Source organism: Ignavibacteriales bacterium (assembly GCA_026390815.1).
In the GTDB taxonomy this organism is placed as follows: domain Bacteria; phylum Bacteroidota; class Ignavibacteria; order Ignavibacteriales; family SURF-24; genus JAPLFH01.
In genome coordinates this window covers 67,188-82,068 of record JAPLFH010000012.1, presented here as the reverse complement: position 1 = coordinate 82,068, position 14,881 = coordinate 67,188, and the positions used below count along the sequence as shown (strand labels likewise).

13 protein-coding genes are annotated in these 14,881 nt (G+C 33.9%); all 13 read left to right on the top strand.

Annotated elements, in window-relative coordinates; all coding sequences use genetic code 11:
• Window positions 1-5: 5 nt before the first annotated feature.
• The 13 genes from NTX22_05240 to NTX22_05180 all read left to right on the top strand — a co-directional run bounded on the left by NTX22_05240 (window position 6) and on the right by NTX22_05180 (window position 14,798).
• The gene (locus tag NTX22_05240; GenBank protein MCX6149912.1) at window positions 6-578 is read left to right on the top strand and encodes an HAD family hydrolase; all 573 of its coding nucleotides are present in this window, start codon (window positions 6-8) and stop codon (window positions 576-578) included.
• The gene (locus tag NTX22_05235) at window positions 579-1,769 is read left to right on the top strand and encodes a hypothetical protein (GenBank protein ID MCX6149911.1); all 1,191 of its coding nucleotides are present in this window, start codon (window positions 579-581) and stop codon (window positions 1,767-1,769) included.
• Between the two features lie 20 nt (window positions 1,770-1,789).
• On the top strand, window positions 1,790-3,037 hold the full coding sequence (locus NTX22_05230) for a hypothetical protein (protein MCX6149910.1): 1,248 nt from the start codon (window positions 1,790-1,792) through the stop codon (window positions 3,035-3,037).
• Window positions 3,038-3,041: 4 nt separating this feature from the next.
• On the top strand, window positions 3,042-3,470 hold the full coding sequence (locus NTX22_05225) for an RpiB/LacA/LacB family sugar-phosphate isomerase (GenBank protein ID MCX6149909.1): 429 nt from the start codon (window positions 3,042-3,044) through the stop codon (window positions 3,468-3,470).
• A gap of 227 nt (window positions 3,471-3,697) precedes the next feature.
• The gene (locus tag NTX22_05220) at window positions 3,698-4,996 is read left to right on the top strand and encodes a serine hydroxymethyltransferase (protein MCX6149908.1); all 1,299 of its coding nucleotides are present in this window, start codon (window positions 3,698-3,700) and stop codon (window positions 4,994-4,996) included.
• A 6-nt stretch (window positions 4,997-5,002) separates the two neighbouring features.
• Window positions 5,003-5,770 (top strand): twin-arginine translocase subunit TatC, encoded by a 768-nt coding sequence (tatC, locus tag NTX22_05215; protein MCX6149907.1) that lies wholly within the window; start codon window positions 5,003-5,005, stop codon window positions 5,768-5,770.
• Window positions 5,763-6,743 carry a polyprenyl synthetase family protein gene (locus tag NTX22_05210; protein ID MCX6149906.1) on the top strand — a complete coding sequence of 327 codons (981 nt, stop codon included), beginning with the start codon at window positions 5,763-5,765 and terminating at the stop codon, window positions 6,741-6,743. Before tatC ends, NTX22_05210 begins: the two co-directional genes overlap by 8 nt.
• 529 nt (window positions 6,744-7,272) lie before the next feature.
• A complete protein-coding gene (locus NTX22_05205) occupies window positions 7,273-7,842 on the top strand; it encodes a cytochrome c3 family protein (protein MCX6149905.1) in 570 nt (189 codons plus the stop codon).
• A gap of 10 nt (window positions 7,843-7,852) precedes the next feature.
• Window positions 7,853-8,035, top strand: a complete 183-nt coding sequence (locus NTX22_05200) for a hypothetical protein (GenBank protein ID MCX6149904.1) — start codon at window positions 7,853-7,855, stop codon at window positions 8,033-8,035.
• The gene (locus NTX22_05195) at window positions 8,032-11,106 is read left to right on the top strand and encodes a TAT-variant-translocated molybdopterin oxidoreductase (protein ID MCX6149903.1); all 3,075 of its coding nucleotides are present in this window, start codon (window positions 8,032-8,034) and stop codon (window positions 11,104-11,106) included. Before NTX22_05200 ends, NTX22_05195 begins: the two co-directional genes overlap by 4 nt.
• Entirely contained in the window at window positions 11,106-12,479 is a 1,374-nt protein-coding gene (gene nrfD, locus NTX22_05190) for a polysulfide reductase NrfD (GenBank protein MCX6149902.1), read from the top strand. The genes NTX22_05195 and nrfD overlap by 1 nt, the downstream gene beginning before the upstream one ends.
• Window positions 12,472-13,608 (top strand): DUF3341 domain-containing protein, encoded by a 1,137-nt coding sequence (locus NTX22_05185; GenBank protein MCX6149901.1) that lies wholly within the window; start codon window positions 12,472-12,474, stop codon window positions 13,606-13,608. The genes nrfD and NTX22_05185 overlap by 8 nt, the downstream gene beginning before the upstream one ends.
• On the top strand, window positions 13,608-14,798 hold the full coding sequence (locus NTX22_05180) for a quinol:cytochrome C oxidoreductase (GenBank protein MCX6149900.1): 1,191 nt from the start codon (window positions 13,608-13,610) through the stop codon (window positions 14,796-14,798). Before NTX22_05185 ends, NTX22_05180 begins: the two co-directional genes overlap by 1 nt.
• Window positions 14,799-14,881 lie beyond the last annotated feature (83 nt).

The window sequence follows — 14,881 nt, the reverse complement described above, 5'->3', positions numbered from 1 at the left end:
TCCAGATGGCTAACCACGCAGTTTTTTTTGATCGAGATGGAACAATAAATATTGATCCTGGATATCTTGGAAACCCTGAGCAAGTTGAGTTGTATAAAGGCGTAACTGAAGGATTAGTTCAATTAAAAAAATTGGGATTTAAGATTATTGTAGTTTCAAATCAATCTGGAATTGCCAGAGGACTTATTACAAAAGAAGATGTTGATTCTATCAACAATAAAATCAATGAAATTTTACTAAAAGATGATGTTCAAATAGATGCATTTTATTATTGCCCTTATCATCCCAAATTTAATACAACTGAAGAATGTGAATGCAGGAAGCCTTCTACTAAAATGATTTATCAAGCTGCTGAAGATTGGAATATCGATTTGAAAAAATCTTATCTTACCGGCGATATGGTTTCTGATGTTGAATGCGGTTTAAATGCTGGATTAAAAACGATTCTTATTAAAACCACAATTACCGAAGAAAAAATTTCTTACTTGCTTAATGAAGGTAAAATCCCCACTTTTATTGCACCAAATTTTTTAGATGCTTGTAATTTTATTGTTAATGATTTTATTGGAGGAAACTGATTGTATTCAAAATTTCGCATCCTGTTGCTTGTAATAGTTTCAACTTTGTATTTTTCTGCTTGCAGTGATTCACCTGGACCTGTTGGGTATTCTTTATTAAACCCAAGTGATATGATTTCACTAAAGGAGATAAGCAGTGATTCGCTGAGTCAGCAATCTAACGCTGTAAAAACAATCTTAAAAACCGGAACTTCCGACAATCTACTTCTTGGAAAGATTAATTCTGCAACTTCCTCTGTTCTTATGAAATTCCAGATTTACGCTTTGCCGGATTCAATTAAATTGCAAATTGCAAAAGATAGTATTAAAGTGTTATCCGCTTTAATTGAGCTTTATCCTAAGTATACTTTGGGAGAGAAATCTTCTCAGTTCGATTTTTCTGTTCATAAAGTAAATAGCGGTTGGACATCTGCATCATTTGATGTTGATAGCTTAAATGGTTTGAATTATAATGCAGAAAACATTGCTGCATCACCATATAATATTACGGATACTCTTTACTCATTTGATTTAAGTAAAGATGTGGTTCAGGATTGGTTTAAGGTTGATTCCGATACCAATTTAGCAGACGATAACGGAATTTATATTAAACCTTCAAATGGAACCAATAGAGTTGTTGGATTTCAAGCATACTCAAGCGAATCTACTTTAGCCAATTCAATTCCAAAATTGAAAGTTATATTTGAAAAACCTGGTAAATACAAAGATACATTAACATTCATTTCTATAAATGATTTGCATGTTGTGGAAGGAAGTTTGCCTGCTGCTTCAAATGACTATATTATAATCCAGGGTGGTATAGCTGTCAATTCAACTTTGAAATTTGACATTCCAACAATTTCCTCGTCCGCAATTATTAATAATGCAGCACTTGAATTTACATTGGATACTCTTGCGAGCGTGTTAGGCACTCCACATTCCGAATATTTGACTGTTAGATTATTAACAGATAGCGTTGGTGTAGCCTATGATAGTCTTTCATCTATAGTTTTAACAAGATCAGGTGATAAAATATCTGGCAACATAGTTAGTTATGTGCAAAGATGGGTTATTGGAGAAAAAAATTATGGATTATTAATTTCGCATACCAATGCAATAAATAATTTGGACTTGCTTAAGATTATTAGTGGCAAATCTGCAGATGTAACAAAGAGACCGAAATTGAAAATCAGTTATTCTTTTAAACGGTAATTATTTTTTTTTGAGTAAAAATGAAAATTAGAAAAATATTAATCTTACTATTGTTCCCTTCAGTTTTTTTAGCTGAAGGAGGATCTGGTTATACAAGAATTGGCTTAGGTGATATTTACAATTCACAATCAGCAAGACGCATTTCTATGGGCGGGCTCGGAACAGCTTTATTTGATAAAGATAACATAAGCGATTTTAATCCAGCAAGTTGGACCAGATTAAATATTACAAGGTTTGAAACCGGTATAAACGTGGAATCTTTTCAGACAAAAGATCAAACAACAAGTTCGTTCTTTTCAAATTCATATTTTTCTGGATTCGTCCTGGGAATCCCAATTCAAAAAGATTATGGTGTTTCTTTAGTTTTAGGAATTGTTCCGTATTCCAGGGTAAAATTCCTGGTTTCTCAAACAGTTAATTCTGATATTACTCATAACTTAAATTTTGAAGGGAAGGGAAGCGTTTCTAAAGTATTTTTAGGAACCTCTTATTCTCTTCCATTTGATTGGAATTTTGGAGCTTCTCTTGATTATTATGTTGGCAATATAGATTACGTTTCCAATCTTATTTATCTTGATGAAAATTATCTTAATTCTGAATATTCGACAAGATATAAATTACACGGAATTGGTGGTACATTTGGATTGATTTCAAATGATCTTTCTAAAAGTTTAGGAATTGATTTTATAAAAAATCTTCGGATCGGTGCAACTTTAAGCATTTCAAATAAAATAAATGTTGATACTACAGAAACTCAAACTATTTATTCTGGTAATAAAACCAGCATTGTTAGTACAATTGATTTAGCTGCTGGAAATACCCAGGCTGAACTTCCTATAAGTTTTGGGACTGGTCTTGCCTTTTCATCTGGTAAGTATTTATTCGTTATGGATTATTTTTATCAATCATGGAGCAATTACAAATTACGGGATTTAGTAAATCCAGATTTACAAAATTTACAGAAAATTAGCGCAGGAGTAGAATATAAAATTTCAGATGATTTGTCATCAAGTTTCTGGAATAGCATTATTTTACGTGGCGGAATAAATTATGAACAAACACAATATAAAGTGAACGGAAAGGGAATTAACCAGTATTCTGTTTTAGGTGGATTAACATTTCCTTTAGATTATACCAGCTCTATTGATGTCAGTTTAGAATATGGAATACGAGGTACAACGGATTTAAACCTGTTAAAAGAAAATCTCCTCAGGTTTAATTTATCAATTAACTTTGGGGAATTATGGTTTTTAAGAAGTGGGAGATAGTAATATGACAATTTCCCTATGTGCTGATCATGCAGGTTATAAATATAAAGAGTTGATAAAAATCTATTTGACTGAAAAAGGAATTGAAGTTATTGACCATGGATGTTTTTCTGAGGAGTCAGTTGATTATCCTGATTTCGTTCGCCCTGCCGCCTTAGATGTATCACTGGGAAGAGCAGTAAAGGGCATAGGAGTTTGCGGTTCCGGTATTGGGGTTGCAGTGGTTGCAAATAAAGTTAAAGGTATTAGAGCAGCACAAGTATTAAATATTTTGATGGCTAAATTATCCATTGAGCATAATGACTCAAACTTTTTATCACTTGCTTCCAGATTGACTGATGAAAAAGAAATTATTCCAATTGTAGAAGCCTGGTTAAATTCTAAATTCCAGGATGGAAGACATTCTAGAAGAGTGGAAAAAATTGAAGGATAGGAATTGTTGAAGAATTTCGATTGAAAGTATTAATCTTACGATATTGAAAAACTTGTTCTCTTCCTGGTAATATTGGAAATAAATTGTTAGCATTTAAAAACTCATTATAAATTAAAAGTGAAGAAGGAAACTGGGAAACAAAAGTATCTTAATCCAAAATTATTTATTCATAGTTTTCCAATTATCCCAACATTTCATTTTTCCATTATTAAATTTAGAAGTACTTTATGCTGAAATACTTAAACACCGACCCAGAAATTCTTAATGTTGCGGAAAAAGAAATAATCCGTCAACAAAATAATCTTGAATTAATTGCTTCCGAAAATTTTGTTAGTCTTGCTGTGCTTGCAGCAGCAGGTTCTGTCTTAACAAATAAATATGCGGAAGGATACCCCGGAAAAAGATATTATGGTGGATGTGAAGTTGTAGATATGGCGGAAAATATTGCCCGCGACAGACTAAAAAAATTATTTGATGCAGAATATGTGAACGTTCAACCGCATAGCGGTTCGCAGGCTAATATGGCTGTGTTTATGACTTTCCTAAAACCTGGGGATACTTTCCTTGGATTAAGCTTAGCCCACGGGGGACATTTGACACATGGTTCACCTGTTAACTTTTCGGGAATTCTTTACCGGGCAGTTGGTTATTCACTTCATCCGGAAACCAAAGTACTTGATTATGATTTAATAGCTGATCTTGCAAAAAAAGAAAAACCTAAAATGATTATAACCGGTGCAAGTGCTTATTCACGTGATTGGGATTATGCAAAGTTCAGGGAAATTGCAGATTCAGTAGGTGCATTACTTATGTGCGATATGGCTCATCCTGCTGGTTTAATTGCCAAAGGATTACTTAACAATCCGCTTCCATATTGTGATGTTGTAACCTCAACTACGCATAAAACTTTACGTGGTCCACGTGGAGGAATTATTTTGGTTGGCAAAGACTCGGAGAATAAACTTGGAATTAAAACTCCAAAAGGAGATAGACTAAAATTAGTTTCTGAAATATTTGATAGCATGGTTATGCCAGGTATTCAAGGTGGACCATTGATGCATATTATTATGGCAAAAGCTGTAGCATTTGGTGAGTGTCTTCAGGATTCCTTTAAAATTTATGCAGAACAGGTTATTAAAAACGCCAAGGTACTTGCCAGGAAGTTGAAGGAATATGGCTATGAAATTGTTTCTGATGGAACTGATAACCATGTTATGCTTTTAGATTTGACAAATAAAAATATAACTGGTAAACAAGCAGAAATATCCCTTGGTTTGGCTGGCATTACTGTAAATAAAAATATGGTTCCATTTGATCAACGAAGTCCTTTTGTAACAAGCGGAATTAGAATCGGTACACCTGCAATGACAACTCGCGGAATGAAAGAAGAGCAGATGGAAATTATTTCAAGTCTTATAAATAAAGTACTTTCAGATGTTAATAATGAAAAAGTATTAAGCGAAGTTAATAACGAAGTGATTAATCTTTGTTCACAATTTCCACTATATCCGGAATTATACAAATAAAAAATCGTGGCAGTAGAAGAAACCATCAATAACATTGGTAATGATGAAGTTGACGAAGAAATGGAGATGTCCTTCCTCGACCATCTTGAAGAGCTTCGATGGCGTCTTATATACTCAATTATTGGATTGGTTGTTGGTACTATAATCTGTTGGATTTTCATCGACTTTCTTGTAGATAATATCTTGCTTATCCCGGCTAAACATATGGGGGCAAAACTTCAGAACCTCCGTCCCTTTGGTCAGTTAATGTTATACATGCAAATTGCAATTATTGGTGGAATTGTTATTAGCCTTCCCAATTTATTTTTTCAACTATGGAAATTTATTGCTCCAGCACTGCGTAAGAAAGAAAGAAAATATATTTCATCAATCGCTGCATTTTCTACTTTTTGTTTTTTAGCAGGAATTGTATTTGCATATTTTTTAATGATTCCGCTTAGCTTAAAGTTTGCAGCAAGCTTTGGTTCAAAATCCATAGAAAACAATTTTGCCATAGACGAATATTTTTCGATCATTACAAGTATAATGCTTGCTGCCGGTGTAGTGTTTGAATTACCTATGATTTCTTTTTTTCTTTCCAAGCTTGGCATTCTTACTCCAAAGTTTATGAGAAAATACAGGAAGCATGCCATAGTTGTAATTTTTATTTTATCAGCTTTTCTAACACCTGGAACAGATCCTGTTTCGCAGGTCGTTTTAGCTGTTCCATTATTGTTGTTGTATGAAATAAGCATCTTGGTTTCAAAAATTTCTCAGAAGAAAAGAGTTGAGTAGTATTAATCTTGAAAATATAAGTAATCCGATTAAAGAAGAACTTGCGCAGTTTAATGAACTCTTCAAACAATCGATGAAATCCAAAGTTGGATTGGTGGACCTGGTTACCCGTTACATTTTAAAACAAAAAGGGAAAAAGATAAGACCACTCTTAGTATTGCTTTCCAGTAAAGTTGCTGGTGAAATTTCTATTAGAACGTATCGCGGTGCTATCTTAGTTGAGCTACTTCATTCAGCCACACTCATCCATGACGATGTTGTTGATAATGCTGATAAAAGAAGAGGACTACCATCAATAAATGCTATTTGGAAAAATAAAGTCTCAGTATTAATGGGGGATTACCTTTTAAGCCGTGGTTTAATGATTGCAGTTGATGGAAAGGATTTCGATTTTCTAGGAATAATTACAAACGCAGTTAAAAGAATGTCTGAAGGTGAACTACTTCAGATTGGCAAAACAAAAAAGCTCGATATTGATGAAGAAACTTATTTTAAAATTATATCTGATAAAACAGCTTCTTTGCTTTCAACCTGCTGCCAGATTGGTGCTGCAAGTTCAACAACAGATATTGAACTCCATGAAGCAATGCGAAAATATGGTGAGAACATCGGAATGGCTTTCCAAATCCGCGATGATATACTTGATTATATTGGAACGTCAAGTTTAATTGGTAAACCGCTTGGTGGAGATATTAAAGAAAAGAAAATTACATTGCCTTTGATTCATTCCCTTTCTAAAGCGGATAAACCTGAAGCATCTAAAATAATTAAGTTGATTAAGATTGGAGGTAAAAAAGATAACATTAAAGAAATTATCGGTTTTGTAAAAAAATACAACGGTATTGAATATGCCGAAAAAATAGCGCTTGAATTTTCTAAAACCGCAAAAGCTAATCTGGCTGCGTTTCCAGATTCACCAAGCAAAACTTCGCTGGAAGCACTTGCTGATTTTATTGTTGAACGGACTAACTAAATCAAACTATAAGAATTAGTTTCTTTTGATAAATAGTTAACGTAAATATCACAAATTAAAAGCTTCCAACACAATAAAACTCTCTCCGATTTATATCAGTTAATTTAAGTATACAAAATCATTGATATTTTATAGATGAGTCTGATCTAAAAAGGTCATTCCCGTGAAAACCTGTTTGCAGCAGACAAGCGGGAATCTAAAGAATATAGAATTTTGAATAGATTCCCACTCCCGCCTCCCGCTGGCAGGTTCGTGGGAATGACAATTTGAGTATTTGGGCTTTTTAGAGTGGACTCATAGATATTTATTAAAATTTAAAATTATCGGGAATCTTTATATTATTTCTTTTGTTTTGATTTTGATTTTATTAAATTATTTAAAGTAAGGATTAGATTCTGGATGCTTATTTTTTATGAAATTTATATTTTATTACTTACTTAGTTCCTTATATAAAAATATTCGTCAAAGGTTTTTACGTCCTCTTGCTAATTTGTTGAAGGGTTAATTTATTAATAGATTCAGGAAATAAATGAAAAAATCTGTACTGGATTATATCCTTAAAGTACGTCTTCCAATTACAGCTTTTGTAATTATTATTTCATTTGCAATAACATATTATGTGTCAAGACCAGAAAGAGATGGAATTGGCTATCAACCGGAACAACCAATTAAGTTTTCTCATAAACTTCATGCTGGTACGATGGGAATAGACTGTAAGTACTGCCATACAGGTGTAGAAAAGTCACGGCAGGCTGTTGTACCATCTGCAAATATTTGTATGAATTGCCACTCAGTTGCTCGTAAAAGCAAGCCGGAAATTGTTAAGCTAACTAAGTATTATGAAAAGGGAATCCCGATTCCATGGAAAAGAATACATCGCGTACCAGACTTTGCTTATTTCAATCATAGTGTTCATGTAAACAAGGGAATTGATTGTATTAGCTGCCATGGGAATATTCAAAATATGGATGCAGTTCAACAAATTAAATCTTTTACAATGGCAAGCTGCCTGGATTGCCATAAAAATATTCAACAATATTCCCCTAAACTTGCCGGGATAAATATTGGTCCGGATAATTGTTTCGCCTGTCATCGGTAATGGAGTGAAAATGGGAAAAAATATTAAACGAAGAAATTTTTTTGAATTATTTGGAAAAGGGACAATTGCAGCTATAGTTTTAAGTGCTATTCCATTCAAAGCACTCTTTTCTAATAAAAGAAATACACAGAGTATAAAAGTTGAAATACATCCACTTGCAGTTAAAAGAAATAAGAGAGGATTAAACGGATGAGTACTTCTGAAAATCATCTCGATGGAAAAGATCCAAACTATTGGAAAAGTTTGAAAGAATTAAATAACGATCCAGATTCATATGAAGCTAAAGCCAATGAATTTATGAAAGGTGTTACAGATGATTTCGAACTTTCTAAATTATCCGGTTTATCACGAAGAAAATTTTTAGCTTTGCTTGGAGCATCAACTGCTTTTGCTGCGGCTAACTGTTCAAACTATCGCGACAAAGGAGAGATTGTTCCTTATAATAAAAAACCGGATGAAGTTATCCCGGGTATTGCTAATTATTATGCTTCAACTTGTAATGGGTGTTCACAAGCTTGTGGCGTATTAGTAAAAACCAGGGAAGGAAGACCAATTAAAATTGATGGCAATCCCGACCATCCAATAAATATTGGAAAGATTTGTTCTGTTGGGCAGGCAAATATTCTTAATTTGTACGATCCAAATAGATTAAAATCTCCTTTAAAAATGGTTAACGGATTTGGAACAGAAATATCCTGGCAAAAAGCAGATGATGCTATTCTTCCAGCATTAAGTAATGCTGCCAAAGATGGAAAAGAAATTGCAATCATTACTCATTCAATTCTTTCCCCAACAGAAAAGAAATTGTTTGATGATTTTCTTGTAAAATATCCAACTGCAAAAATCTATTCTTACGAATTATTTGATGATCAAAATAGAAACAATGCCTGGGAAAAAAGTTATAAATCGGGAACATTTCCAATTATTAAATGGGAAAATGCAAAAGTAATCCTGGCACTTGATGCGGACTTTTTAGGTAATGAAGGAAACACTATTGAAAATATTAGAAAGTTTACTGGTAATCGTGATGTAATGAAGAGTAAAGATTTCAATCGGTTGTATGTGATTGAGGGAGGAATGACACAGACTGGTATGAATGCTGATTACCGAATTAGAATGCGTCCTGATCAGCAATTTGAATTTGTAATGAGTTTGATAAGTGAAGTTCAAAAACGAAATGGAAAATCGGTTGTTAAAGATAATATTTATTCTCTCAATGATTTTGTAAAGAAAAATTCTTTATCTGGCGATATTGTAAGCTACCTTGTTTCTGATTTGATTAAACATCAAGGCTCGTCAATTGTTTATGCCGGCAGTCAGCTTTCCGAAGAAGTTCATATTGCAGTTAATGCTTTGAATGAAATTTTAGGGAATGTTAAACTCTACGATTCTGAAAAAGTTAAAATTGATTTTACTTCTCTAACTACAAAAATGGAATGGGAAAATCTAATTGGAAAAATGAATGATGGGGAAGTTGGAGTTGTAATCCATTATGATACTAATCCAGCTTATCACTTCTCTCCTGATTTTAAATATGAAAAAGCATTAAAAAAAGTTGCAACCTCGGTCAGCTTGGTGGAGAATGAAAATGAAACATCAATTTTATGTAAGTACGTTCTTCCGATTAATCATTACTTAGAAAGTTGGGGAGATTATAATGTCCGAACTGGTGTTTACAGTTTGCAGCAGCCAATTATTTCACCACTCTTTGGATCACGTCAGAAAGAAGCAATACTGCTTACCTGGATTTCTGGTGATAATAAAATTTACTCGGAAAATATCTATCATCAATATTTGATGGATAACTGGGAAAAGAATATTTATTCTGTTTTAAAATCTCCAATTGAGTTTAAGAGCTTCTGGTTTACAGCACTTGAAGCTGGTGTTGTTATTAATGATCAAACTGCATCTCAAAATTATGTGTTTAATTCTCAAGCTGTAAATTCATTATCAAAATCAACTTCTGGTGATGATTTCGTTCTTCACCTAAAGAAAAATTATTTTCTTGGAGATGGAAGATTTGCAAATAATGGATGGCTTCAGGAATTGCCGAATCCAGTTACAAAAGTAGTTTGGGATAATTATGCTTCTATGTCAGCATCAACAGCTAAAGATTTGAATATTGAAGATAATGATGTTATTGAAGTAGCTGTTTCAAATAGAAAAGTACAACTTCCGGTATTTATTCAACCTGGAATGGCAGACAAGTTATTGGTGGTTGAATTAGGTTATGGTAGAACTAAAGCTGGGGAAGTTGGTGAAGGTGTTGGAGTAAATGTAAATAAATTATTAGGTAAAGATTTTTCGATCTCAAAATGGATTTACAATGGAGTAAAAATTTCCAAAACTTCCGATTCATATAAACTTGTAACTACACAAGAAAAGCATTCTTTAGATGATACATTTGTAAAAGATTTGCATCTGAAACGCGGCATTATTAGAGAAGGAACTTTAGCTGAATATAAAAAGAATCCAGAATTTTTACTGGAAGAAAAAACAAATCCGTTAAATATTACAAAGGATATTGAATATAAAGGTGTCAAATGGGGAATGTCCATTGATATGAATAAATGCGTTGGTTGTAATCAATGTGTTTCTTCCTGCAACGTTGAAAATAATATTCCAGTTGTTGGTAAAGAGCAGGTTGAAAAAGGTAGAGACATGCATTGGCTAAGAATTGATAGATATTATTCAGGTAGCCCCAATGAGCCTAAAGCAAATTACCAGCCGATGCTTTGCCAGCATTGTGACAATGCTCCCTGCGAAAATGTTTGCCCTGTTGCAGCAACCAATCATAGTCCTGATGGATTAAACCAAATGGTTTATAACAGATGTGTTGGAACAAGGTACTGCTCAAACAACTGCCCATACAAAGTAAGAAGATTTAACTTTTTCAACTTCCGCGATCATTTTGCGGATGGATATTATGAACAAAAACCATTCGACCTTATAAACAATCCTGAAGTTACAGTTCGCTCGCGTGGAGTAATGGAAAAATGTACATTTTGTATTCAGCGTATTATGGAAGCACGGCAGCACGCAATTGAAGAAGGCAAACCATTAAAAGGAAGTGACGTTAAAACGGCTTGCCAGGTTGCTTGTCCGGCAGAAGCAATTGTATTTGGTGATGTGAATGATCCACAATCTGAAATTTCTAAATACCGTGAGCACGAATTAGGCTATAACGTTTTGAAAGAATTAAATACCAGACCGAATGTTACTTATATTGCCAAACTCAGAAATACTTTTTCGGAGGATGTATAGTGAGTGTTGATTATTCAAAAGAGATTTCTGTAATAGAAGGTCAGCCATCTTTCAAGTCGATTACCGAATTGATTGTTGCTCCGATAGAACAAAAAGGAAATAAAAAATATTATATCGCTCTTTCAATTACTCTTGCTATGCTTGCCATAGGAGTAGTTTGCCTTACCAATACTTTTCTTCAGGGGATTGGAATGTGGGGAAACAATCAGCCTGTTGGCTGGGGTTTTGACATTACAAATTTTGTCTTCTGGGTTGGAATCGGTCATGCAGGAACACTTATTTCCGCCATCTTATTTTTATTCAGGCAAAAGTGGAGAACAGGAATTGCACGCTTTGCAGAAGGAATGACAATCTTCGCTGTAATGACAGCCGGTTTGTTTCCACTTATCCACGTTGGTCGTCCCTGGCTCGGTGGATACTTAATACCTTATCCAAATCAGCATGGAATTTGGGTTAACTTTATTTCTCCACTTGTATGGGATGTATTTGCAGTTTCTACTTACCTGACTGTTTCATTTATTTTTTGGTATGTTGGACTGGTTCCTGATTTAGCAACATTGCGGGATAGGACTTCCCATAAGATAAAAAAAACTATTTATTCGATTTTTAGTTTGGGTTGGAGGCATTCAAACCGGCACTGGCATCATTATGAAATGGTTTATTTAATCCTGGCAGGATTTGCAACTCCACTTGTTCTTTCTGTTCACACAATTGTAAGTTTCGATTTTGCAACATCAGTTCTACCAGGATGGCACGCCACAATCTTTCCTCCTTACTTTGTAGCAGGTGCCGTCTTTTCTGGTTTTGCAATGGTACAGAACATTTTAATTTTTGTTAGAAAGATTTTTAATTACGAACACATTATTACTCTTGATACACTTGAGAAAATGAACAAGATTATCATCCTAACTGGCTCTATGGTTGGTTATGCATATGGAATGGAATTCTTTACATCGTGGTATAGCGGAAATCCTACTGAACAATTTGTATTTCTAAATAGGGCACTTGGACCTTATGGCTGGGCTTACTGGACGATGGTTTCCTGTAATGTGTTGTTCCCACAATTATTCTGGTTAAAGAAAATACGCCGATCAATAAAAATGATGTTTATAATTGGAGTTCTTGTAAATGTTGGAATGTGGTTTGAAAGATTCGTTATTATTGTTACAACTTTATCAAGAGATTTTCTGCCATCAAGTTGGCATCATTATATTCCGACTTTAACTGATTTAGGAATATTACTTGGCAGCTTTGGATTTTTCTTTACCTGGCTTCTTTTATTCACTAAAAGCTTACCGGTGGTATCAATTGCAGAAGTGAAAGCTGTAACTGATGGAGCTCAACCTCATCACAATGGAGCAAATAATGGATAAGAAAATATTGTATTCGGTTGCAGGATTGTTCACAAAACCAGATGATATAATCCATGCTGCTGAAGAAACTGCAAAAGCTGGATTTAAAAAATATGATGTGAACACACCATATCCGGTTCACGGAATGTCTAAAGCTATGCGCATTCCTCCATCTAAGCTTGGCTATGTTGCACTTGCTGTTGGTTTATTTGCGATTGTATTTGCAGTACTAATAATGTCCTGGATTACTACCAGCGGTTATCCCTTAGTAGTTGGAGGCAAACCATTTTTTTCACTGCCAGCTTTTATTCCAATTATATTTGAAGTCACAGTTCTGTCAGCTTCAATTGTAACAGTTTTAGCGATGTTATTTGTATTCTTCAAGCTCCCCAATTTAAACCATCCGTTGCACGATACAGATTATATGAAACAAGTTTCAACAGATAAGTTTGGAATAAGTATTCAAGCTGAAGATGCAATTTTTAATGAAGAGCAAGTAAAGCAATTTTTAACAAGCCTTGGTGCACAAAATGTTCAATCCATTTTTTATGATGAAGCTGAAATAGGATTAAAACATAAAATATTTGAACCAAAGTTTATTCTATTCTTAATCGCGGTTGCAATAATAACAAGCGGTGGAGTTTATTTTACTTTAAATAAACTTCTTTACTGGGATCCATTCAATTGGATGATGGAGCAACCAAAGCTAAATCCACAACAAAAAAGTAATTTGTTTACAGACGGTTTTGGAATGCGAACGCCAGTTGAAGGAACTGTAGCTCGTGGGCATCTGCCATATCTTTATAAAGGAAACCAGGCTGATGCTTCAAAATATTTATTAAATCCACTTCTGCCATCAAAAGAAAATTTGGAAAGAGGACAAAATAAGTTTAACACGTTTTGCAGTCCATGTCATGGATTTTTTGGAAAAGGGGATAGCAGATTGCGCGGACAATTTCCTGCACCACCAAGTTTGCATTCGGATAAAGTCCGTAATTGGAAAGATGGCGATATCTTTCATGTGATTACAGTTGGGCAAAATATTATGCCTTCCTATGCGAGCCAAATTACTGAAGCTGAAAGGTGGCAAATAATTTTATTTGTTCGGGCACTTCAACGTTCGCAAAATGCCAAGGAGACTGACTTATAATGAATTCAGTGGATAATATAATTGAGTTTAAACAGAAAGAATTGCCATTAAGCATTAACAGAATTGGTTGGATTCTTTTTGGTCTTGGATTATTACTTTCAATTCTTGCATTTATTTATGATAAGCAAAGAAGCTCATTCAATCTTTTAATAGTTTTTATGTTTCTTATGAGCATTGGTGTTGGTTCTCTTTTCTTAGTTGCACTTGAATATATAGGTGGAGCAGTTTGGAGTACACCTTTCAGGAGAATTAGTGAATTCCTTTCTTCCATATTATTAATTCTACCAGTATTCGCAATTCCTTTATTGTTTAATATGCAGGATTTATATCATTGGACACATATTGAAGCAGTTCAGAATGATAAAGTACTTCAAGCTAAATCTCCATATTTGAATACAAATTTTTTCCTTGTCCGCACAATTGTTTTCTTTGGATTATGGTATTTGTTTTATTGGTTAATAACAAAAAACTCAAAACTGCAGGATACAACAAAAGATCAAAATCTAACTACAAAGAATGTAAAAATTGCTGCTGTATTTATGCCGGTATTTGCAATTACTATTTCTTTTTCTTCTATAGATTGGATGATGAGTCTTGAACCGCATTGGTATTCAACAATCTTTGGTGTGTATTATTTTTCAGGGACAATCCTGGCAGCTCTTGCAGCCTTAACGATTATAGTCGTTCTCTTAAAAGAAAATGGTTATTTGCATCCAAGCTTGATTAAGGATAATTATTATTCGCTTGGCGCTTTGCTCTTTGCATTTATTAATTTTTGGGCTTATATAGCCTTCAGCCAGTTCATGTTAATCTGGTATGCAAACATCCCGGAGGAAACAGTCTGGATACTTGCAAGATGGCACGGTAGCTGGAAATTTATTTCTTTGGGATTGATAATTGTCCACTTCATCGTACCATACGCTGCATTATTATCTCAGCCTTCTAAGATGAATCCAACAAGATTATTGTGGGTTTCTATCTGGATTCTTTTTGCCCATTTATTTGATTTATACTGGATTATTATGCCAACTTTTAGCAGCACCGGCGCAGTTTTTAGCTGGATTGAAATAGCGTTTCCAATTTTAGTTATTGGCGCTGTTATCCTTTTATTTTATTATAAAGCAAAGAGCAATAATATTATTCCAATTGGCGATCCGAAGTTAAAACGTGGATTGGATTTTAGACTATAAAGTATTTATGAATTACTAATGACGAATTACGAACTTAGATGATTTTGATTTTGTTATAATTTTATCGGGAATTCATCTCGTAA

Excerpts from the sequence above, each read along its gene's own strand:
- NTX22_05240 (MCX6149912.1), top strand. The coding sequence starts at position 6 with ATGGCTAACCACGCAGTTTTTTTTGATCGAGATGGAACAATAAATATT.
- NTX22_05230 (MCX6149910.1), top strand. The coding sequence starts at position 1,790 with ATGAAAATTAGAAAAATATTAATCTTACTATTGTTCCCTTCAGTTTTT.
- NTX22_05225 (MCX6149909.1), top strand. The coding sequence starts at position 3,042 with ATGACAATTTCCCTATGTGCTGATCATGCAGGTTATAAATATAAAGAG.
- NTX22_05220 (MCX6149908.1), top strand. The coding sequence starts at position 3,698 with ATGCTGAAATACTTAAACACCGACCCAGAAATTCTTAATGTTGCGGAA.
- NTX22_05205 (MCX6149905.1), top strand. The coding sequence starts at position 7,273 with ATGAAAAAATCTGTACTGGATTATATCCTTAAAGTACGTCTTCCAATT.
- NTX22_05200 (MCX6149904.1), top strand. The coding sequence starts at position 7,853 with ATGGGAAAAAATATTAAACGAAGAAATTTTTTTGAATTATTTGGAAAA.
- NTX22_05195 (MCX6149903.1), top strand. The coding sequence starts at position 8,032 with ATGAGTACTTCTGAAAATCATCTCGATGGAAAAGATCCAAACTATTGG.
- NTX22_05185 (MCX6149901.1), top strand. The coding sequence starts at position 12,472 with ATGGATAAGAAAATATTGTATTCGGTTGCAGGATTGTTCACAAAACCA.
- NTX22_05180 (MCX6149900.1), top strand. The coding sequence starts at position 13,608 with ATGAATTCAGTGGATAATATAATTGAGTTTAAACAGAAAGAATTGCCA.